17 protein-coding genes are annotated in these 21,699 nt (G+C 65.9%); 6 read left to right on the forward strand and 11 right to left on the reverse strand.

All coding sequences use genetic code 11. The features are described from left to right. Positions 1-403 precede the first annotated feature (403 nt). Positions 404-2,251 carry a hypothetical protein gene (locus tag ACIBG0_RS23285; RefSeq protein WP_397035062.1) on the reverse strand — a complete coding sequence of 616 codons (1,848 nt, stop codon included), beginning with the start codon at positions 2,249-2,251 and terminating at the stop codon, positions 404-406. A 269-nt stretch (positions 2,252-2,520) separates the two neighbouring features. Here ACIBG0_RS23285 and ACIBG0_RS23290 point away from each other — a divergent pair, with 269 nt between their 5' ends. Next, positions 2,521-7,089: an HAD-IC family P-type ATPase gene (locus tag ACIBG0_RS23290; protein ID WP_397035063.1), complete on the forward strand. Its 4,569-nt coding sequence runs from the start codon at positions 2,521-2,523 to the stop codon at positions 7,087-7,089. A 37-nt stretch (positions 7,090-7,126) separates the two neighbouring features. Here the strand turns inward: ACIBG0_RS23290 and ACIBG0_RS23295 are convergent, their stop codons facing one another. From ACIBG0_RS23295 to ACIBG0_RS23335, 9 genes are read right to left on the reverse strand one after another with little or no spacing between them, the layout of a single operon-like run. Beyond that, a complete protein-coding gene (locus ACIBG0_RS23295) occupies positions 7,127-8,953 on the reverse strand; it encodes a complex I subunit 5 family protein (RefSeq protein WP_397035064.1) in 1,827 nt (608 codons plus the stop codon). Further along, positions 8,953-9,300: a sodium:proton antiporter gene (locus tag ACIBG0_RS23300; RefSeq protein WP_397035065.1), complete on the reverse strand. Its 348-nt coding sequence runs from the start codon at positions 9,298-9,300 to the stop codon at positions 8,953-8,955. The genes ACIBG0_RS23295 and ACIBG0_RS23300 overlap by 1 nt, the downstream gene beginning before the upstream one ends. Further along, positions 9,297-10,037 carry an MnhB domain-containing protein gene (locus tag ACIBG0_RS23305; protein WP_397035066.1) on the reverse strand — a complete coding sequence of 247 codons (741 nt, stop codon included), beginning with the start codon at positions 10,035-10,037 and terminating at the stop codon, positions 9,297-9,299. The genes ACIBG0_RS23300 and ACIBG0_RS23305 overlap by 4 nt, the downstream gene beginning before the upstream one ends. After that, a complete protein-coding gene (locus tag ACIBG0_RS23310; protein WP_397035067.1) occupies positions 10,034-10,276 on the reverse strand; it encodes a hydrogenase subunit MbhD domain-containing protein in 243 nt (80 codons plus the stop codon). The genes ACIBG0_RS23305 and ACIBG0_RS23310 overlap by 4 nt, the downstream gene beginning before the upstream one ends. Next, on the reverse strand, positions 10,273-10,569 hold the full coding sequence (locus tag ACIBG0_RS23315; RefSeq protein ID WP_397035068.1) for a monovalent cation/H(+) antiporter subunit G: 297 nt from the start codon (positions 10,567-10,569) through the stop codon (positions 10,273-10,275). Before ACIBG0_RS23315 ends, ACIBG0_RS23310 begins: the two co-directional genes overlap by 4 nt. Next, on the reverse strand, positions 10,562-10,825 hold the full coding sequence (locus ACIBG0_RS23320; RefSeq protein ID WP_397035069.1) for a monovalent cation/H+ antiporter complex subunit F: 264 nt from the start codon (positions 10,823-10,825) through the stop codon (positions 10,562-10,564). Before ACIBG0_RS23320 ends, ACIBG0_RS23315 begins: the two co-directional genes overlap by 8 nt. 5 nt (positions 10,826-10,830) lie before the next feature. After that, entirely contained in the window at positions 10,831-11,295 is a 465-nt protein-coding gene (locus ACIBG0_RS23325; protein ID WP_397035070.1) for a Na+/H+ antiporter subunit E, read from the reverse strand. After that, complete coding sequence (locus ACIBG0_RS23330) at positions 11,292-11,858, reverse strand: hemerythrin domain-containing protein (RefSeq protein ID WP_397035071.1); 567 nt, start codon at positions 11,856-11,858, stop codon at positions 11,292-11,294. The genes ACIBG0_RS23325 and ACIBG0_RS23330 overlap by 4 nt, the downstream gene beginning before the upstream one ends. Then, entirely contained in the window at positions 11,855-13,654 is a 1,800-nt protein-coding gene (locus ACIBG0_RS23335; protein ID WP_397035072.1) for a thiamine pyrophosphate-requiring protein, read from the reverse strand. Before ACIBG0_RS23335 ends, ACIBG0_RS23330 begins: the two co-directional genes overlap by 4 nt. 126 nt (positions 13,655-13,780) lie before the next feature. On the opposite strand from ACIBG0_RS23335, the gene ACIBG0_RS23340 reads away from it, so the two are divergent. After that, on the forward strand, positions 13,781-16,630 hold the full coding sequence (locus ACIBG0_RS23340) for an FAD-binding and (Fe-S)-binding domain-containing protein (protein ID WP_397035073.1): 2,850 nt from the start codon (positions 13,781-13,783) through the stop codon (positions 16,628-16,630). 1 nt (position 16,631) lies between these two features. Here ACIBG0_RS23340 and ACIBG0_RS23345 read toward each other — a convergent pair whose 3' ends face one another. Next, on the reverse strand, positions 16,632-17,888 hold the full coding sequence (locus tag ACIBG0_RS23345) for a serine hydrolase domain-containing protein (protein WP_397035074.1): 1,257 nt from the start codon (positions 17,886-17,888) through the stop codon (positions 16,632-16,634). 101 nt (positions 17,889-17,989) lie between these two features. On the opposite strand from ACIBG0_RS23345, the gene ACIBG0_RS23350 reads away from it, so the two are divergent. The 4 genes from ACIBG0_RS23350 to ACIBG0_RS23365 are packed head-to-tail and all read left to right on the forward strand — an operon-like array spanning position 17,990 to position 21,691. Beyond that, positions 17,990-18,319, forward strand: a complete 330-nt coding sequence (locus ACIBG0_RS23350; protein WP_397035075.1) for a plasmid stabilization protein — start codon at positions 17,990-17,992, stop codon at positions 18,317-18,319. 7 nt (positions 18,320-18,326) lie between these two features. Continuing rightward, complete coding sequence (locus tag ACIBG0_RS23355; protein ID WP_397035076.1) at positions 18,327-18,953, forward strand: UdgX family uracil-DNA binding protein; 627 nt, start codon at positions 18,327-18,329, stop codon at positions 18,951-18,953. Continuing rightward, a complete protein-coding gene (locus tag ACIBG0_RS23360; protein ID WP_397035077.1) occupies positions 18,950-20,710 on the forward strand; it encodes a glycoside hydrolase family 15 protein in 1,761 nt (586 codons plus the stop codon). Before ACIBG0_RS23355 ends, ACIBG0_RS23360 begins: the two co-directional genes overlap by 4 nt. 9 nt (positions 20,711-20,719) lie before the next feature. Then, a complete protein-coding gene (locus ACIBG0_RS23365) occupies positions 20,720-21,691 on the forward strand; it encodes an SDR family oxidoreductase (RefSeq protein WP_397035078.1) in 972 nt (323 codons plus the stop codon). Positions 21,692-21,699 lie beyond the last annotated feature (8 nt).

Here is a 21,699-nt window from a genome sequence, read left to right on the forward strand (position 1 = left end):
TAGAACTAGATTCTCGTTTTTGAATGCTGAATTCGCAGATTGCCAGAGCCCCCATTCGAGCACTACGGAGGCGAGATTCGGCCGTCGCGTCCGCGCGCGGCGACTCCGCCCGACCGAAGCACGCCGGTCGATCCTGGTACCTCAGCATCAGAAATCCGCCGCTGCAGCCCAGAGGAGACAGCAGCCCCCGATTCGCAGGGCTCGTTCGGATACGTTCAGCGGATGATTACCGCCGTCCCAGCGCGACGGCGATACCCGACTCAGCACGCACCTCACGTCGATAGGTCACCGCCGTACCAGCCCGACCGCGATACCCGATTCCGCACGCACCTCACGTCGATAGGTCACCGCCGTCCCAGCCCGACCGCGATACCCGACTCGGCACGCACCTCACGTCGATAGGTCACCGCCGTACCGGCGCGACGGCGATACCCGATTCGGCGCGTACGTCCCGTCGATAGGCGAGGTTGATCCGAGCAGCACCCCAGGACAGCGACCCGATGAGAATCAGCGAGCAGACGAGTACGACCAGCGATGCCGCGTCGATCAGCAACGAGGGGCGATCGAATGAGCGTTCCCGTTGGAGCACAGTGATTTCGGGGACGAAGGGGCGCGTGAACTGGTCCAGTGCCGGAACTTCGGCGGCGTCTATGCCCGTGTCGTGTGGCATGTAGATCGGTAGTGCGGTCAGCATTCGGCCGTCGTGCACCCGCAGGATCGTCTTCCAATTGCCGTACGCCGGCACCGGTTTCGTGCTGAGATAGTGCCCCTCGCCGACCCGGCGCAACTGATCGATCACCAGTCCGCGACCAGGGCTCGAGGACCCGATGCCACCCTGCCAGGCCAGAATCTGCACCCACTCGGGATCAGCACCCACCAAGTCCTTCGGCGTCAGCGTGATATCAGCGTTGACCATCCGGCCGTCGAATGCCGCTGCCGCATCACGCAATTGAACCGTCGCGGAAGCGTTTGCCGGAACGTCCACGCGCAGGCCATTCGCGGTGGCAGCCGCGGCGATCAGCACCGCGGCTATCACGATGCCACGGCGAATCGCGATACGCGGGAGCTCTTCGCCCCGCAGGACCATGCCGAGCAGCGCGCCGACCGCACCGCCAGCGATACCCACCGGCACCGCCATTGCCAATAGCTCCGGCCACATTCCAGTCGGCCAGGAGTCAACGAACATCCCTGCCACCCAGAGCGATTCGAGCCAGAGCCCGAGGGTGGCCGCGACCAGTCCGGTCAGCGCTCCCCACCAAACGGGTCTGGTCATAGGCAGCAGCGCCATCAGTTCCACGATCAGCGCGATACCGAGATACAGCGGAAATACGTTGTGCGGCGCAGCGAGCAGCGGACCGACCAAGAGCGCCAAAACGGTGCGGACAAAGATCGCGAACACCACCGCCGCCAATGCACCGCCGCGGCCGAGCGTGTAGCGGGCCGAAATCAGCGCGATCGTACTCGCGGCCGCGATCAGCATCGGCTGGAAAACGAGACGGAATTGTTCGACGCCGAAATCGAATTCGACCTGATACACCGACAGGCCGATCAGCAGGCCGCCGAAGGCGAAGGTGCGGATCAGCCACAGCAGTGGTCCGTCGGTGCGCTCCTGATCGGGACGGTCCAAGCGGCCTTCGAATTCCAGCAGCAGCACGGCGACCAGTGACAAACCGGCGCCCCCGATCAACATCAGATGCGTGGGACCCCACAGGGTGACGTCCTGGCCGAACAGCCGGTGCCAGATGTCGTCCAGTGGGAAGCCGATGAGCGCGTACAGTCCTGCGCCTGCCATCAGCACACCGCCGACCGGGGCGTACCAGTTGCCGGTAATCCGAATCGCGGCCGGACCCGGTTTCTCGTCCAGCGGCAGGATGATGGCCAGCATTCCGGCCATGAACAGGAAGAACAGGCCGATCATGATGAAGTAGTGCGCCGGATTCGCCAGCGGACCCTCGTCGCGGCCCTTACCGATGTGCAGGCTCACATCCCAGATGAAGCCGAATAGCGCCGTGAGAATGGTGGCGATGAACAATGCGAGCGGTAGCGCGACCCAGCCCGGCCGGTTACTGAGCCGTCCGAGTCGATCGGCGGCGGTTCGCAGCCAGGTAATGCGACGGGTGCGGTGCAGATACCCGACCACGACCAACACGCCGGCGATGGCGAGCGCCGTGCCGGTCAGCACGGCAACTTGGTCGAGTGCGGCTCCGCCGCCCTCGGACCCGCGCGCAAATAACGCTGCTCCCTGCCTCATCACCTGACGCTTTCCGGTGTTCGCGATCGTCGCGCGGCTGGCCGTGCCCGGTCCACTCCGTTGTGGGCCTCGTCCTCGTTGACGGTGCTGGTCAGCCCCGCGAATCGTTTGGACCTTCGCTTTGGCGAAGGTCGGCATGTATGTCGCATACCCGCTGACGAGCCGGCCAATCCGGTGCCGGTGAGCGCCCAGGCGCAGTGCCTAAACTCCCAGCCAACAAGCACTTTCGGTGCCCGTTTGCATCGGGTGATGCCGGGTAGTTGCCGAATATGGGTAGGCGTGATGGTTCGGCACCGTGGTGGATCGAGGCACCGGCGGCGGCGATAACCGGTGCGGTGCGCACCGGGGTTTCGACGGCCGTCGGACTGGGCGTACAACTCGTCGAGGCACCGTTGCATGCGGCGCAGTCCGTGGCCGATGCCGCGACATCGCTCATCGACACGACCACCGCCGGAGTCGACGAATTGGCTTCCACGCCGGAGAGCCCGCTGGGCGAGGATCTGCTGGATCTGGTCGATCCGCATGAGCGGCGGGCGCACCGTCGGGTGGCCCTGCACGATAACAAGGCGACGATCGAGGTGCGCGGCCTGAGCTCCGAGCGCGGCGCGGCCTTGGCGCGGACGCTGGACGAGCGGCTCGGCAAGTTGCGCAGTGTGCGGTGGTCGCAGGTCAATGCGGTGACCGGTCGGGTGGTCGCCACGCTGCGCGACGGCGCGACCGCACTACCGGAACTGCTAGAGGCCATCGAGGGAATCGAGGCCGATAACAATGTCGCCGAAGTGGACTGGAGTCGCAGCATCGAATATCCCGAAGATCGGGAACCCTTGCTGGCGGCGGGAATTCAGGTAGCGAGCGAGGTATTCGCCATTGCGGTGTCAACGGTCGGCGCGCGGCTACCCTTCGGTGGCCCGGCGCGCGTGGTCCGAGCGGCGGCCACCTTCGTCGACACCCAACCGCGATTGCGCGGGATACTGGAATCGCGGTTCGGGCGCTCCCGCGCCGATATGGCCCTCACCATCGTCACCGCCATCGGCACCGCATTCGGCGAGGACGCCGCCGATGGAGTTTCGACTCTGCTGGCCGACACTGCCCAGCGCACCTTCCTACTCGGCGAGGCGATCGCCCAGCGTTTGGAGTGGCGCAACTGGGAGTCCGAAATGGTGTGCCGCGAATACCCCAACGTAACCGAACCCCTGCCGCCCTACACGCGCCCCACCGACCTGGCGGGCGGCCCGATCGAGCGCGTCGCCGATGAAACCGCGGCAGGCTCGCTCCTCGGCACCGCCGCCTTGGCCGGCCTCGGTCGCCTCGGCGATGCCGCCGACGTCCTCGGGCTCGGCGCACCGAAGGCGGCCCGAGCCTGCCGCGAGGCCTACGCCGCCAGCGTGAACATGGTCCTCGCGCGCCGGGGAGTACTGACATTGCACCGAGGCGCATGGCGACGTCTGGACCGGCTCACCACGCTGGTGGTCGACGGCGAAGCGCTACTCACGTCACGTCGACTGGTACTCGATGTCGAGTCGACCGATGACGAGTGGTCGACGGGGAAGGTGTGGAGCGCGGCCCAGCGATTGCTGTGGTCCTCGGATTCCGATGAGGGGGGCGCGTCGGAGCAGGCGGCGCTGCGACTGGTGCATCCGCAGAGCGGGGCTGGTGATCGCGGTGCCACCATTCGTCCGGTCTGGCGCGAATTGCGCGACGGTGATCGCACGCTGGGGCGGGTGCTGCTCGGGCGGGAGCTCGAGCCGAGTGCGCACGATGTGTTGACCGCGGCGCGGCGGGCCGGGTTGCGGGTGGTGCTCGTCGCGCATGAGGATGCGAACGAATTGCGGTCGCTCGCTGATGAATTCGTTTCCGCGGCGACGTCGATGAGCAAGCTGGTCGAGCGGCTGCATCAGGACGGGCAGGTGGTGGCGGTGGTGAGCACCTGCGCCCATAAAGCGTTGGCCCGAGCCGATGTGGCGCTCGGATTGTTCAGGGCCGATCGCTGCGAACCACCGTGGGCCGCCGATGCCATCTGCCGGGATCTCGACCAGGTACAGCGCGTATTGGCGACGGTCGCGCCCGCGCGGCAGGTCAGCGAGCGCGGGCGCACCCTGGCGCTGTCGGCGTGCGCGCTCGGCGGCCTGCTGCTCGCCGTCACCCCCACCAGGAGGGCTCGGACAACACCGATGGTCGCCGCCCAGCTGACTGCGCTGATGTCCGGTGCGCGCAACGGCATTCGAGCTGCCACCTCCGCACCGCCCACCACTATCGCACCCCTATTGCCTTGGCACGCACTGGAACCCAGTGAAGTGCTGGCACGCCTACCGCAACCTCCGGCACTCGACGAACGCTCGATTCCGGCTCGAGCCGAACAGAGCTTGATCACGAAAACCTTCGCACCGCTGACATCCTTCGGCCGCCACCTGCGCCATGAGCTGGATGATCCGCTTACACCGATCCTCAGCGTCGGCGCCGTCGCCACCGCCATACTCGGCGCGCCGTCCGATGCCATCCTTCTCGCCTCGGTGCTCACGGTGAACGCGGTGATATCGGCCGCCCAGCGCCAGCGCGCCGAGAGCGAATTGCAAGACCTGCTCGAAGGCGAACAACTCACCGGCCGGCTGATCGACCGCGCGGCGATCGAAGAGTCCGATCAGGCCGAAGAATCCGTGCCGGCAGACGCTCTCGCCATCGGCGACGTCTTGGCCGTCCGCGCAGGCGACGTCGTGCCCGCGGATGCGCGACTGCTGCGCGTGGACGAACTGGAAATGGACGAATCCGGTCTGACCGGCGAATCGGTGACGGTCAGCAAAGATCTCGCCGCCACACCCAGCGCGGATCTCGGCGAACGCGCCTGCATGATCTTCGCGGGAAGCACCGTCGTGAACGGACGGGGACTGGCCGTCGTAGTCGCCGTGGGCTCCGACACTCAGGCCGGACGCGCGACCGCGGGTGCGGTGCCGCCGGATAAGGGCGGCGTGCAGGCCCAGCTGCGCCAGCTCACCAATCGCGCGCTGCCACTGACCCTTTCGGGTGGGGCGCTGGTCACCGCGCTGGGTGGACTGCGCGGGCGAATGCTGCGCAATGCGATCGCCGACGGCGTAGCGGTCGCGGTGGCCGCGGTGCCGGAGGGATTGCCCCTGGTCGCCACCGTGGCGCAGTTGGCGGCCGCGCGTCGACTGTCGCGCTACGGCGTGCTGGTCCGCGCCAGCCGAACGGTCGAGGCGCTCGGTCGCGTCGACACCCTGTGCTTCGACAAAACCGGCACCCTGACCGAAGGACGGCTGCGGCTCACAATGCTGGCCGATTTGGACAACCAGTGGTCGCCCGATGACGCCTCCGACGATGCGCGCCGACTGCTGCGCGCCGCCGCCCGCGCCTGCCCGGATCCAGACGATGGACCGGTACTGCACGCCACCGACCGCGCGGTCCTGGATGCCGCCGAAAGCCTCGGCGACGATGCGCACGGGTGGGATCCGATCGAGGAGATCCCGTTCGAATCCAATCGCGGCTATGCCGCGGTGCTCGGCCAGACGACGCGCCGGCTGCACCTGATCGTCAAGGGCGCACCGGAGGTGGTACTTCCCCGCTGCACCAAAGCGCCTACCGCGGAACCATTCTCGGACGACGTGCACAAGCAGGCGCGGGAAGTCATCGACGACCTCGCCGAACAAGGTCTGCGCGTGCTCGTCGTCGCCCGCCGCGACCTGTCCGACGAGCCCGAAGATGTCGAAGGTGCCGTCGAGAAACTAACGCTGCTCGGCTTCCTCGGCATCGCCGACACCCCGCGCCCACAGACGCTGCCGCTGGTCACGGCCTTGCAGGACAACGGGATCAGCGTGCGCATGATCACCGGCGACCATCCGGTCACGGCCGCGGCGGTGGCCGACCAACTCGGCATTGCCGTGGATACCGTCACAACCGGTGCCGATCTGGATCGGCTCGACGATACCGCGCAGGCCGAACTCATCGAACGCAGCACCGTCTTCGCCAGGGTCGGTCCGGAGCAGAAGGTGCGCATCGTGGCCGCGCTGCGCCGCAATGGACATGTGGTCGGCATGACCGGCGACGGCAGCAATGACGCGGCGGCCATTCGCAGCGCGGACATCGGAATCGGTTTGGCCGCACGAGGATCCGCGGCCGCCCGCAATGCCGCGGATCTGGTGCTCACCGATCCGAATCCACTGGCACTGCTGCACGCGGTGGTGGAGGGACGCGGTATGTGGCAGCGCATTACCGACGCGGTGGGCGTGCTGGTCGGCGGCAACGCCGGGGAGATCGCGTTCACCATCTACGGCACCGTGGTCGGCGGGCGGGCACCGCTGGGCACCAGGCAATTCCTGCTGGTGAACATGCTCACCGATATGTTTCCCGCACTGGCCCTTGCCCTTTCACCCGATCGCGACAGCCCCGATCCGCGCGATGCGGAGCACGGTGCCGAGCAGCGGGCGCGGCAATTGGCCGAAATCCCGCCTGCCAGTTTGGGTCCCGATCTCGCTCACACGATCGCGGTGCGCGGCATAGCCACCGCGGCGGGCGCCTGCACCGCGTGGACGGTCGGCCGGTACACCGGAACCGAGCGCCGCGCGGCCACCATCGGACTGGTGGCGCTGATCGGTACCCAGCTCGGCCAGACACTCCTTTCCGGCGGCCGCAGTCCCCTGGTCTGGGTCACGACCGCCGCCAGTGGGTTGGTTCTCGGCGCGGTGGTCATGGTGCCAGGGTTGTCTGCCTATTTCGGTTGCACGCCACTGGGGCCCGTCGGCTGGACCATCGCCACAACCTGCGCGGCCGCAGCAACTGCGGGCTCAACGGTTCTTCCGCGTCTACTGCCCGGCGATCGAGAAGGGTGACCCCCGTTATCTTTCACGCCAGAGCCACTGGCGACCACTACACCCATCCGGTGGCAACCAGTCCGGCGACCACTGCCGCACCGAAGACCAGCCAGGCGGCATAATCACCTACATGCCCGCTGTGCAGCCGATGTAATGCGGTCACGGTCACAATAACCGGGCGTAGCGGCGGCTTTCCGCGAGCACGCAACGTGCCGAGGTGCAGTGCGGCAAGTGCCGTGAGCACCGCCAAGACGGTGGACAACAGACTCAGCGCCAAGCCTGCTCCGGTCCATTCGATATGTGGAGCTGCACCGGAGTGGCCGGTCGCATTGCCGAGCAGCGCCGCCGCCCGGTAGGCCTCGGGATCGACGAAAGTCGCGGCCGCGGGCCCGATGGCTCTGGTGAAATCGGTTGGCAGACCGAGTAACAGCGCGACGAGCAACAAGGCCAACACCGCACCCGTCATCGTGATCGGCGTCCTGTTGTGCGGCGCCGCGACATCGGGCACCTCGTATTCCCCGGTCGTCTCCTCGGGATCCAACTTGTGCTCGGGTACCTCGCCCACACCGAAACACACCCGTAGCCCCGCACGCAACGCCGCCCCTCCGGTCAAGGCCGACACCAGGATTACCAGCGCGACCAGGAAAATCGACGCACCGGATTCCTCGAGCAACGCCTTACCGAGCCCCGAACCGAACGGCGGCAGCCCGGCCAACACCAACGCCGAAAGCACAAACAGCACACCGATAGTTCGCTGACCTCGCGCCCGCCCGTGCAAACTGAACTCGTCCACACTGCGATACCGCGACAGCAACACGCCGGTCAGCAGAAACAACGCACCCTTGACCGCAGCGTGCCCCCCGAGATAGAGCGCCGATGCCGCAACACCGAGCGGTGACAGCGCGGCAAGACCGAGAATGAACAATCCGATATGCGCGATCGTCGAGTACGCGAGCAGCCGTTTGATATGCCGTTGCAGCACACACATCACCGCACCGAGCACAGCGGTAAAAACGCCGAGCACCAACAGCATTCGACGCACCCCGGGAGCGGGAAGCACAGTATCGAACACCGTCCAATACACCCGTGCCAGCCCATAAACACCCAGCGGTGCCATCACACCCGAGAACAGCACACAGACCGGCGACGGTGCGACAGCATGCGCATCCGCCAACCAGAAATGGAACGGCACCGCCGCCGCCTTGACCAGCCATCCGGTGGCAATCAGCACGAATGCCGCCAAAACAAGAGCGTCACCTGTCCGCCCTTCGACCGCAATTCCCAACTGTGCCAGTCCCAGCTGCCCGGTCCGCGCATACAGTAGGCCGATGCCGAACAGGCAGAGATACGCGCCGAGTGAATTGACCACCCCGAAGTTCAATCCGGCCTGTACGGATTCGGGTTCCTCGATCTTGAGGCCGGTCAACGCGTAGGCCGCCACACCCATCAGTTCGAAGAAGACGAACATGTCGAAAAGATCACCGGTCAGCGCGAATCCGGTCATCCCGGTGGCAAAGAGCAGCACCAGCGCCGGATAGTGCGCATGCAAATTGTCGAAGTACCGCCAGCCGAACAGCAACGCCGTCGCGGTGAGCAACGCGATAAGCAAAGCCATTGCGGCAGCTAGCCGATCGGCGACCAACACGATACCGACGGTCAATCCCGGTCGCGGCTCCCAACCACCGGACCAGGACACCACCGTGCCCGCACCGGTCTCATACAGCAGCAATCCGGCCAGGACCGTCTCGGCGAGCGCGGTCCCGGTGCCGATCACATCGATCAGCAACCTCGGCAAGATGCGCCCGAGAGCGAGCAGTACACAGGAACCGGCAACCGGCAGCGCGATCAGGAGTGCCGGCAGTGCCTGATCGAGGGGAACCATCAGCCACGCAGCGCGTGCAGTTCGTCGGGTTCGACGGTGCCGTGGCGCTTTGCGATCTGCACGACCAGCGCCAGCAGCAAAGCGGTCACCGTCGCGGAGACGACGATGTCGGTCAGCGCCATCGCCTGCACCACCGGGTCGACCACCGCGGCACCCGGTGGATTCGCGGACCCGAAAATCGGTGCGGATGCGCCCTTTTGGTAGCCGATGGCCAATAGCAGGACATAGGTTCCCGATTGTCCGATGGATACGCACACCACGGTGTGCACCAGATGTCTGCTGCGTACCACGCCGTAGCTGCCGATCAGCAAGAGCCAACCGGCGATTATGTAGGGAAATACGGTCATCGCGACGCCCGCCTCTCCGTAGTCAGATACTCGTCGAGGAACTGCGCGAGCAGTACGACGACACCACTGCCGACCGCGAGTCCGACCGCCACGCTGAACAGCGGCAGCGTACCGGCCGACAGCAGGCGGCCGAATTGCCCGAGCGGCAGAATATTCGCCAAATACCCAGCGCCACTGAGGATTCCGGCCAGCCCGAGGGCGACCACCGTGCCCATGCCCACCGCCTCGCCGAACTCGTACCAGACCAGCGGACGCACCCGCCGCAGCGCGCGATAATTGCCAGCCACGTACAGCAGGTGCAGGCCGGTGGCCAGCACCACGCCGCCTTGGAAGCCACCGCCCGGCGTGAGATGTCCGTGCACAACCACATCCGCACCGATCATCAGCGTCACCGGCAGCAAGGCATAGCCCAGAAATCGCGTCGCTTGCATAATGCGACCGACATCGTCGGACTTTCGTTGCGGCCGCCGCCCTGCCGGACGCAAGAGAGTCGCGGCCCCGAGCACCGCGGCCACCAGAATGGCCTCCTCGCCGAAGGTATCCAGGCCACGCTGATCGAAATTGACCGAGGACACCGCATTCGGACTGTGCTGCTCCAGCGACGCTCGGACCGCGGCGTCCCGGTACGGATGGTCGGTGCCGCCGAACCCGGGCATCCGCAAAAGCGCGAGTCCGAGCAATACGACAAGCCCGCCTGCGCCGACGAGGAAGATCACCAGTCGCGCACCGTACTTCACGACCGTCGCCTCCGCTCCACGGCACGCACAGCGAGCAACACCATCAGCGGCACCACCGCCGTACCCACCGCAACCTGCGACAACGCCACATCCGGCGCGCCGAGCACGAGAAATGCCGGTGTCAACAGCGCACCGAATACCGCCAGCGATACCGCCTGCCGCTGCGGCTGGTCGGTGAATACGACCACCGTGCCCGCCACCGCGACCAGTCCGAGCGTGATCACCATCAGGGCGCTCATTGCGGTGCCTCGATCCTGCCGTCGGTGCGGGCATTGAGCCCGCCGATGGCGGCACCGAGTACAGGTGCGGTGAGTGCCAGCAGTAGCAGGGTCACCACGACGATCGCCGTGGTCAGCCCGGGCCCCTCCGCGACCAGCACCGCGAGCGCGATGAACGGTCCGGCGACCGAGCTGATAATCGATGAATAGTGCAGTCGCGCATAGACCGAACGCGGTCGCAGTGCCGCCACCGAGGCGGCCACCGCGACCAGCGTGCCGATTGCCAGCAGTGCGTCGAGGAAGAAACTAGTCATCGCGCACCCCCAACAGGCGCGTGAAAACGAGTATGCCCGCGAAGGACAGCAGGACCGCCACCAACGGCACGATCAGATAGTCCGGTCGGCCGAGTCCCAGACTCAGCGATATCAAGACGAAAATCAACAGCGAGCCGACCAATTGCATCCCCACGAGCCGATGCGCCGCCGTGCCCCGACTGGACAGCAGCAGCGCAGGCCCGATCCCACCGACCAGCAGCACACCCGATGCGACCAGCCAGGGCACGGTGGACATGTCGATCAGCCCCCGAACATCCGCCGCAATCGGGTAACTGGTGTCGCGAATACATGCAGCAGCAGCTCATCGTCGACATCGATGACCATCGAGCCCGGCGTCGCCGAGAGGACACCGGTGATCAATGCCGCCCGCCCCGCCCGCCGCCGCGCATCGGTCTCCGCGTCCAGTGCGTCCTGCTCGAACCGCCCGACCGGCCTACCACGCGCGGCTATCGACAGGGCGGCCCAACTATCGCGCACGATCGCGCCGGGTAGCGTGGCCAACGACTGCGCGACCTTGTCGGGCATCCGCCAATTACCTCGCACCGCAATACGTCCCACCCGTCCCGCCCAGGCGGCAGGTAATGCGAGCACGGCCGCCGCGAGCAGCTCTTGAAGACTGAACGTGGTCAGCGTCGCCAACCACAGCAACACCAGCACCGCCCACCAGCCGAGAACTTCCGCCACCGCTGCGATGCGCCCGCTCATGTGTCGTCTTCTCGACGCCAGTCCCGCACCGCATCACGCATCCGGTCGAATATCGCCAGTGGCGGACCGGCCAGCAGATTCGCCAGCGGGGACTCTCCGGTCTTCGGATGCGGGCGTGTCGGCGCGACCGCTTCGGCGGCCCGCACCGAACCCGCCATCCGCTCCAACTGATGCACCGAAAATTGCTGACGCAAAAGAGCGAATTCTTCGTTCTCTTCGCGCCTGGCATGGTCGGTCACCGCGTCGGCGAATGCGGCCAACTCGGCATCGAAATCCGGATGGTCGACACCGAGGTCGTACAGATTGGCCAGCGCGCACTTGGCGTGGTTCTCCTCATCTCGGCGCTGTCCGACCATCTGGTCTGCCCCGAAACGGGCACGTGCCGCGACGGGATGCACAGCCTCTTCTTCGGCGCTCTCGTGCACCGCGAGCAACCGGACCAGTTCTTTGAACAGCTCCGACTTATCGCCCTGTCCGGACTTCAGTTGCGCGAGCAGGCCTTCGATCTGCCGATGCTGTGCCATCAGCAGATCGACGACATCCTCGGTCGCTGGCAAAGTCATGATGACGAACTCCGATGCGGCACGAATTCCTGCAACTTGGCCTTGGTGCCCTGCCACATCAGATGCCAGCCATCCGGATCGCCGCGCATCACCGCCTCGGCGGTGTCCTTCATCTGCTCATAGGTCGCATGCGGTGGGATCGGTGGTACTTCGGGATCGCAGCGCACATCGAGCAGCACCGGACGATCCGCGCTCAGCGCCTGCCGCCACGCGTCGGCGAGGTTGTCCGGATCGTCGACCGCGATCGACGGCAGACCCATACAGCGCGCCAGATCCGCGTAGGAGGTTTCCGGAAGTATCTGCGACTCTTCGAATTTCGGCGCGCCACCCATGGCGCGCAGCTCCCAGGTGACCTGGTTCAGATCGTTATTGTGGAAGACGCAGATGACCAGCCGGGGGTCACTCCACTGCCGGTAATAGCGTGCGATGGTGAGCAGTTCGGCCATTCCGTTCATCTGCATGGCACCGTCACCGACCAATGCGATGGCCGGGCGATCCGGATGCGCGAATTTGGCGCCGATGGCATAGGGCACGCCGGGTCCCATGGTCGCCAGGGTGCCCGACAGCGAGCCGCGCGTACCGATACCGAAACGCAGACAGCGGGCGTACCAGTTGGTGGACGAGCCGGAGTCCGCGGTGACGATCGCATTATCCGGAAGCTGTTGCGACAGTTCCCAAACCACGCGCATCGGGTTGACCGGCTTGGCCTGCAGCATCGCCTGCCGCTCGACCGTCTCCCACCAGCGCGCCACATCTTGCTCGATCTTCTCCCGCCAGGAACGTTCCTCCTTGCGGCGCAGCAGCGGAATGAGTTCGGCCAGTGTGGCTTTCGCATCACCGACCAGATTCACCTCGGTCGGATAGCGCATGCCGATCATGGTGCCGTCGATATCGATCTGCACGGCTCGCGCCTGACCGAACTCCGGCATGAACTGGGTGTAGGGGAAATTCGACCCAACGATGATCAGCGTGTCGCAGTCGCGCATCATTTCATAGCTCGGCCTGGTACCGAGCAACCCGATCGACCCGGTGACGAAGGGCAGGTCGTCGGGCAGCACATCCTTGCCGAGCAATGCCTTCGCCACACCCGCACCGGTGATTTCGGCGAGTTCGACCACCTCGCGCGCGGCCGAGCGTGCGCCCTGACCGACGAGCACCGCGACCTTCGATCCGGCGTCGATGATCTCGGCCGCGCGTTCGATCTCGGGGTACGGTGCGACCACCGTCGCGGTCAACGCATGCGGTGGGCTGGAGGGCACCTGCTTGAACTCGTGTTCGGGCGGTTCGTAAGGTTCTTCCTGCAGATCGGCGGGAATGATCACGGCGGTGGGCGAATGCCGGGTCATCGCCGTGCGAAACGCCCGGTCCAGCGCGTTGGGCAACTGGCTCGAGACATTGACCTCGACCAGGTAATCACTGGCGACATCCTTGAACAGGCTCTGCAGATCGACTTCCTGCTGATAGCTGCCCCCCATGGCGCTACGCGCGGTCTGACCGACGATCGCGACGACCGGGACATGGTCGAGTTTGGCGTCGTAGAGGCCATTGAGCAGATGGATCGCGCCGGGTCCCGAGGTGGCCGTGCAGACGCCGACCTTCCCACTGAACTTGGCGTAGCCGGTGGCTTGGAACGCCGCCATTTCCTCGTGTCTGGCCTGCACGAATTGCGGCTTGTTATCCGCGCGACCGAAAGCGGCGACCAGACCGTTGATGCCGTCGCCGGGGTATCCGAAGACTTGGTTAACGCCCCACTCCCGTAGTCGTTGCAGGACGTAGTCACCAACCTGCTGCTTCATGAGGATCTCCTGTTGGTATCCGGGTTGGTCAGACCGGTGATACCCAGCGAATGGGCAGGCAATCAGGGGTGTGCCGCGCACCGAAGTGGGTAGTCGCACTGTGCCGAGATAGGAGGGCTGGGGCGAATGATTGATCTCCCGCTGACGCGACTCGCGGCCGAACTCACCGAGCAGGTCTCCGGGGAAGTACGTTTCGATCCCGGATCAAGAGCCACATACTCCACCGATGCCTCGAACTACCGCGCGGTGCCGCTCGGCGTGGTGCTACCACGCACACCGGACGATGCGGCCGCGGCGATCGCGGTGTGCCGCGAGCACGATATGCCGGTGCTCTCGCGCGGCGGCGGCACCAGCCTGGCCGGTCAATGCTGCAATGCGGCCGTGGTGCTGGATTGGAGCAAGTACTGCGATCGGCTGATCTCGGTCGACACGGCGGCCCGCACCGCGATCGTGGAACCCGGCATCGCGCTGGACCCGCTGAATGCGCAGTTGGCGCGGTATGACCTGATGGTCGGCCCGAAACCCGCGACGCACGTCAGCTGCACGATCGGCGGCATGATCGGCAACAACTCCTGCGGCTCTACAGCGCAGGCGTACGGGAAGATGGTCGATTCGGTGCGGCGGCTGGAAATCCTGACCTACGAGGGGTTACGGGGTTGGGTCGGCGCGGATTCCCACGATGAGTTCCCCGAACTGCTGGACGGCCTGCGGCGGATCCGCGACGAATACGCGGCGGATATTCGCGCGCACTATCCCGATATTCCACGCCGCGTGTCGGGCTACAACCTCGATTCCCTACTCCCGGAGCACGGCTTCGATCTCGCGAAACTTCTCGTCGGCAGCGAATCCACGCTGGTGACGGTGCTGCGTGCCGAAATCCGACTCGTCCAACGCCCGAAAGCGGTGGCACTGACCGTGCTGGGCTACCCCGATATCTACGATGCCGCCGATGCGGTGCCAATGGTGTTGCAGCACGAGCCGACAGCGCTGGAAGGCGTGGACCACCGACTGGTCCAACTCGAGCACCTCGAACATCTGGCCGCCGATGCCATCGCCCAGCTGCCGGACGGAAACGGTTGGCTGATGGCGCAATTCGAGGGCGCTGACCAGGACGAAGCCGACCGCCGGGCCCAGGCGATGGTCGAGGAATTGACCATGAAAACCGGTGCGACCTCGACGATGATCGATGATCCCGCACGCGAGGCGGAAATCTGGATGGCAAGGGAAGCAGGCCTGGGCGCCACGGCCTATCCGCCCGACAGTCCGGAAACCCATGAGGGTTGGGAGGATGCCGCGGTTCCGCCCGACCGGCTGGGCGACTATCTGCGCGACTTCGAAAGATTGCTCGACGATTTCGATTACCAGTCGTCCTCGCTGTACGGCCACTTCGGCCACGGCTGCGTGCACACCCGCGTTCCGTTCGATCTCCGTAGCGCGGAGGGCATTTCGAAGTACCGCAGCTTCGCCGAGCAGAGCGCCCGGTTGGTGACGCGGTACGGCGGATCGCTGTCCGGTGAACACGGCGACGGTCAGTCGCGCGGCGAACTGTTGCCGATCATGTTCGGCGATCGCGTCGTCGAGGCGTTCGGCGCGGTCAAACATCTCTTCGATCCGCGCAATCGGATGAATCCCGGCAAGGTCGTGCACCCGCGAGCACTGGATCAGGATCTGCGCCAGGGTGCGGACTACCGACCGTGGAATCCGGTGACGCATTTCACCTTCCCGGAGGATGACCATCGCTTCAGCGTGGCCGCCGCGCGCTGTGTCGGCGTCGGCAAGTGCCGCGGTCACGAGGGCGGCGTGATGTGCCCGAGCTATCGGGCGACCAGAGAGGAGGAGCACTCCACCCGTGGCCGCGCGCGTCTCCTGTTCGAAATGCTGCAGGGCGAGGTGATCACCGATGGCTGGCGCTCGACCGAGGTCCGCGATGCCCTCGATCTGTGCCTGGCCTGCAAAGGCTGTCGCAGCGACTGTCCGGTCGATGTCGATATGGCCACCTACAAGGCCGAATTCCTCTCCCACCACTACGAACACCGCGTCCGGCCGATGGCGCACTACTCGATGGGCTGGATCCCGCTGTGGGCCCGCCTCGCCACTGCCGTGTCCGCACCGGCCAATGCGCTGGCGCAGAGCCGGGGGCCGGGTGGACTACTCAAGCGCCTCGGCGGCGTCGACCCGCGCCGGGAACTACCGCGCTTCGCGCGCGAGCGCTTCACCGAGAAGTTCGCCCGCCGCGCACCCGACGAGCGCGGCCACCGCGGCCGAGTGCTGCTGTGGCCCGATACCTTCACCAACAACTTCGCCCCCGAAATAGCCGAAGCCGCGGTGACCGTACTGGAGGCCGCCGGATTCGAGATCGAAATACCGAGGCGCACAGTGTGTTGCGGACTGACTTGGATTTCCACCGGCCAACTTCCCACCGCGAAACGCGTACTGCGCCGTACCCTGCGTCAGCTCGAACCCCAATTGCGCTCGAGCACCCCCATCGTGGTACTCGAACCCAGCTGCGCCGCCGTCTTCCGCTCCGATCTCACCGAACTACTCCCCGGTGACGAAGACGCCCACCGCCTGGCCAATCAGGTCCGCACCCTCGGCGAAATCCTCACCGAACAGGCCGACGACTGGGAACCTCCGCGCATCGACGCCCATGCCATGGTCCAACCACACTGCCACCAGCACGCGATCCTGCACTATGACGCCGACCAAAGGCTTTTGACCGCAACCGGGCTCGACGTCGAGGTACTCGATGCCGGATGCTGCGGCCTGGCCGGCAACTTCGGCTTCGAACGCGGCCACTACGACGTCTCGGTAGCCTGCGCAGAAGACAAACTGATGCCGACCATCCGCAACCGCGACCCCGAAACCCTCGTCCTGGCAGACGGTTTCAGCTGCCGTACCCAAATCGAACACCTGCAACCGCAAGCCCGACCGCAGCACGGGGCACAAGTGCTCGCCGCGGCGCTGCGCAGCGAGTGAATCAGTCGGTATCGAACAGCCGATCGGCGCGCGGGAGCTGGCCGATGGTGTTGGAGATCTGGGCGACCAGGGCCCAAGGGCGTTGGGTGTCGGTGGTGGCCTTGCCGCTGGTCAGGATCGCACCGGAGAGTCCGCGGGTGGGGTCGGCCCAGCCGTATTGGGTTGTCAGGCCACTGCGGCCGAAGTGCGACTGGGTATTTCTCCCGAACTTCGAGCGACGTGCGCCCAGTTCGAAACCAGCGCGGCTTACGCGTCCGGCCAGGCCCGGTATGCGGGGCGCGGGGCGGATGGCATCGCGAAGGGTTTCGGGCTCGATGATCCGCACACCGTCGAGCTCACCGCCGCGGGTGAGGATTTCATAGAAGCGGGACAGCTCGTAGGCCGTGGTGACGATATTGCCCGACGGCAGTTCGGCGGTCAGGAAATCCCGATTCGCGGACTTGGCGGTCGCACCGTCCATCCGGCCGCCCAGCGCCTTGCGCGCCAGAAGTATCGACATTCGGGACGGCGGCGGTCCGGTCTTCACGCTGGGCACGACCTTGTCGACATCCTCTGGACGGACCCCGAAGTTGTTCCAGCGGAAGCCCAATGGTTCGAGTATCTGTTCGGCGAGATGTTCGCGCATCCGCTTCCCGGTGGCCCGCCGCACCAGCAGCCGTTGGATCAAACCACCGGTCAATGCGTGATAGACCCGGAAGCGACCCGGCCGCCAACTCGGCACCAGATCGGCCAAACCTTGCACGGCCAGCTCCTCGTCGAGCACGAGCTCGACGCCCTTGTACGGCGGCGTAATAAACGGCACACCCGCCGAATGCGACAGCACATCGCCGATGGTGATCCCGTCCTTGCCGTGCGCCGCGAACTCCGGAATGTATTTGCACACCGGATCATTGAGAGCGAACACACCCTGTTCGATCAGCATGAACATCAGCGTCGCCGATACGCCCTTGGCCGTGGAGAACCCGCAGAACAGCGTCTCCGGCGTCGCGAGCACCCGCTCCGCATCCGGACCGTCTTTCGGCGCATTCCCCCAGCCGTGTCCGATCGCCCGGTTCAGCACAATCTTCCCATTGCGCCGCAGACAGGTCTGAATAGCCGGCGTAGTCCCCAGCCGGTACCACGCCTGGACCGACGCCCACAGTGCCGCGACGTCCGCGTTCGTCAATCCGACGTCGGCCGGATCGTCCTCGTGCCCGACCGTCGTCACCGCGTCCAGATCATCGGCGACGGTCACCAACGCGCCAGGAACCACCTTCATTCGGCCAGCATATCGACGCTGGTCTCGCCCGCGATCGAGCCCACGCTGCGAACCTGGTTTCGCGCGGTGAACCGGGGTACTCGGCGGGCAGGAGGTGTGACATGCCAAAGGAATGGAGCAATAAACAGGAACGGCAGTACGAGCACATCAAGGACTCGGCGGAGGACCGCGGCGAGAGCGAGAAGCGGGCGAAGGAGATCGCCGCGCGGACGGTCAACAAAAACCGCGCCCAATCCGGGCAGTCGAAGACCGCAAGCCGTTCCTCGGTGAAGGACAAGTCGCCACAGCAACGCGGTGGGCAGCGCTCGGGGCGCAGTGGTCCCAAGGGCCCGACCCGCGATCAGCTGTACAACGAAGCCAAAAACCGCAATATCGAGGGCCGCTCGAAGATGAACAAGGGTCAACTCGCGCGGGCCTTGGGCAAGGACTGAGGCGGATATGGCCGTGCCGGGCGCCGCGGAGTTCGTGCCGCCGCACGCGAGCCTAGCCGAGTTGCGGCAGGCCTCGTGCGGCTGCCACGGCTGCGATCTCTACCGGCACGCCACCCAGACGGTTTTCGGCGAAGGCCCGGAAAACGCCGACGTGGTCATGATCGGTGAACAGCCCGGCGACCAGGAGGACGTGCGGGGTCACCCGTTCGTCGGCCCCGCCGGGCGGCTGCTCGACCGTGCGATCGCCGAGGTCGGGATCGACCGCGACCGCATCTACGTGACCAACGCGGTGAAGCACTTCAAATTCGAGGAGCGCGGTAAGCGCCGCATCCACAAACAACCCGGACGCACCGAAATCGTTGCCTGCTCGGCCTGGCTCGAGGCCGAGTTGCGGGTCATCGAGCCACAACTGGTGGTCTGTCTCGGCGCGATTGCCGCTAAGGCCGTGCTCGGTCCCTCATTCAAGGTTTCCGAGCGGCGCGGGGAGCTCATATCGATGCCGGATTACGCGGTGCTGGCGACTGTGCATCCGTCGTCGGTGCTGCGGGCACCCGATCGCGACGAGGCCTATGCCGGATTCCTCGCCGACTTGACAAGGTTGCGAACGGTCTGCGGTGGTATACGACCGATGTGACGGCCGAAAATATCACCCGGCCGCATGTACTGCGCGAATACGCATTCCTCGCGGACGGCGAGCGCGGTGTGCTGGTCGGTCCACACGGTGACTTCGCATGGATGTGCGCCCCGCGCTGGCATAGCGACGCGGTCTTCGCCGCGCTGGTCGGCGGGGACAGCGCGTATTCGGTGACACCGTCCGGGCGGTACGTGTGGGGCGGGTATTACCAGACGGGCACGCTGATCTGGAATTCGCACTGGCTGGTCGGCTCCTCGGTGATCGAATGCCGGGAGGCGCTGGCCTTTCCCGGTGATCCGCATCGGGTGGTTGTGCTGCGCCGGATCGTCGCGGTGCACGGCGATGCCGAGGTCGATGTGGTGCTGCGGCCCGCCGGGCAGTTCGGCAAGGCAAAGGCACATGACCTGCGCCGCACCGACGACGGGATGTGGCTCGCGCGCGTCGGTGACCTAGCGTTGCGTTGGACCGGTGGGGCGTCGGCGTCGGTCCGCGATGACCAGGGCCTGGCCGATCGGATAACGCTGCGACAAGGCGAGATTCATGATCTCGTCCTCGAATTGTCCGATATCGCACTGCCCGACGAGCCGCCGGATCCGCACACCGCATGGGCACAGACCGAATCCGCTTGGCAGCGAGAGGTTCCGAAGCTGGGCCCGTGCGCCGCGTCCCGCGATACCGCACAGGCCTATGCGGTCATGCGCGGTATGACCAGTTCCACCAATGGCATGGTCGCCGCGGCCACCACCGGCCTGCCCGAACGCGCGGACCTCGGCGAGAACTACGACTACCGCTATGTGTGGATCCGCGACCAATGCTTCGCCGGTCAGGCGGTGGCGACCGACGGCCCACATCCGTTGTTGGACAATGCCTTGCAGTTCGTCGGAGAACGATTACTCGCCGATGGGCCCGCGATACTGCCCGCGTGCACGGTCACCGGCCAACCGATCCCTGAGCCGAGCGAGCTGGACCTACCCGGCTATCCGGGCGGTCGTGCCGTGCTCGGCAACCGGGTGCGTGACCAATCCCAACTCGATGTATTCGGCGAGGCATTACTGTTGTTCGCCGCAGGCGCCCGGCACGACCGGCTCACCGAGGACAACCGCAAGGCGATTTCGGTGGCGGTCGCCGCGATTGCCGAACTCTGGCGTCGACCCGATGCGGGCATCTGGGAGATCGAGAACCGACACTGGACGCATTCCCGGCTGGCCTGCGTCAGCGGTCTGCGCGCGGTCGCCGCCACTGCCGAGACCGGTGCCGACCCGGTGTTCTGTACGGCGCTGGCCGATACAATCATGGCCGAAACCGCCCGCACCAGTGTGCATCCCAGCGGTGCCTGGCAGCAGGCCCCGGATGCGGCGGGTGTCGACGCGGCCCTGCTATTGCCTGCCATCCGTGGCGGCGTACCTCTCGACGATCCGCGCAGCCTCGCCACCTATCGCGCCGTGGAGCGCGAATTGTGCACGGATTATTACGTGTATCGCTATCGCCACGACGAGCGGCCGCTGGAGACGAACGAAGGCGCCTTCCTGTTCTGCGGATTCGTCATGGCGATAGCGGCCGCCCAACTGGGACATCATGTTTCGGCGGCACGCTACTTCGAACGCAATCGCGCGGCGTGCGGTACGCCCGGATTGTTCGCCGAGGAATTCGATGTCCGACAGCGTCAGCTGCGCGGCAATATGCCGCAGGCCTTCGTGCACGCGATGCTTTTCGAAGCCTCGGTTCAGCTCACCCGATTCGGCGACGACCATGAGTAAGGAGTTGTGATGAGTTTCGAACCCCGCGTAGTGGTGATCACCGGGGCGAGTGCGGGCATCGGTCGCGCGGCCGCACGCGAATTCGCTTCGAGCGGTTGTAAAGTCGCGCTGCTCGCCCGCGGCGATGCCGGACTCGCCGCCGCGGCCGATGATGTGCGCGCCGCGGGTGGTGAGCCGCTGACGATCGCGCTCGATGTCGCGGATTACGCGGCGGTCGAGGCCGCGGCGACGCGAACCGAGGAGGTGCTCGGCGCCATCGATGTCTGGGTGAATTCGGCTTTCACCTCGGTATTCGCCCCCTTCGAGCAGATCGCGGCCGCGGAGTTCCGGCGAGTCACGGAGGTCACCTATCTCGGCACCGTGCACGGCACCATGGCCGCCATATCCCGGATGCGGGCGCGTGATCGCGGCGCTGTGGTACAGGTCGGCTCGGCGCTCGGCGCCCGCTCGATTCCACTGCAGTCGGCGTATTGCGCCGCCAAGCACGCGATCAACGGGTTCACCGAATCGGTGCGGGTCGAGCTGATGCACGAGGGCAGCAATGTGCACATCACGCTGGTGCAGGCGCCCGCGGTGAATACACCCCAATTCTCCTGGGTGCTGTCGCGCTTGCCGAAGCGGCCACAGCCGGTGCCGCCGATCTACCAACCCGAGATCATTGCGCGCTCGATCGCCTTTGCCGCGAAACATCCTGAGCGCAAGGAGTATTGGGTCGGCGCGAGCACGACGGGGACGCTGCTCGCACAGCGGCTCGCGCCCAGCCTGCTCGACCGCTATCTCGCCCGCACCGGCTACGAGTCGCAGCAGACCGATACCGACGCCGACACACGCCCCGCCAACCTCTGGGAGCCGGTCGACCGGTCCGGCGGACACGACTTCGGTGCGCATGGCGAATTCGATGATCGTGCGCATCGGCGCAGTACACAGGCATGGTTGAGCCGCGGGCTCGAGTCATTGGCCAGCGGGTTACGTAGGCATTAGGCACTCCC

The organism is Nocardia sp. NPDC050630 (assembly GCF_044457245.1).
Classification (GTDB): Bacteria; Actinomycetota; Actinomycetes; order Mycobacteriales; family Mycobacteriaceae; genus Nocardia.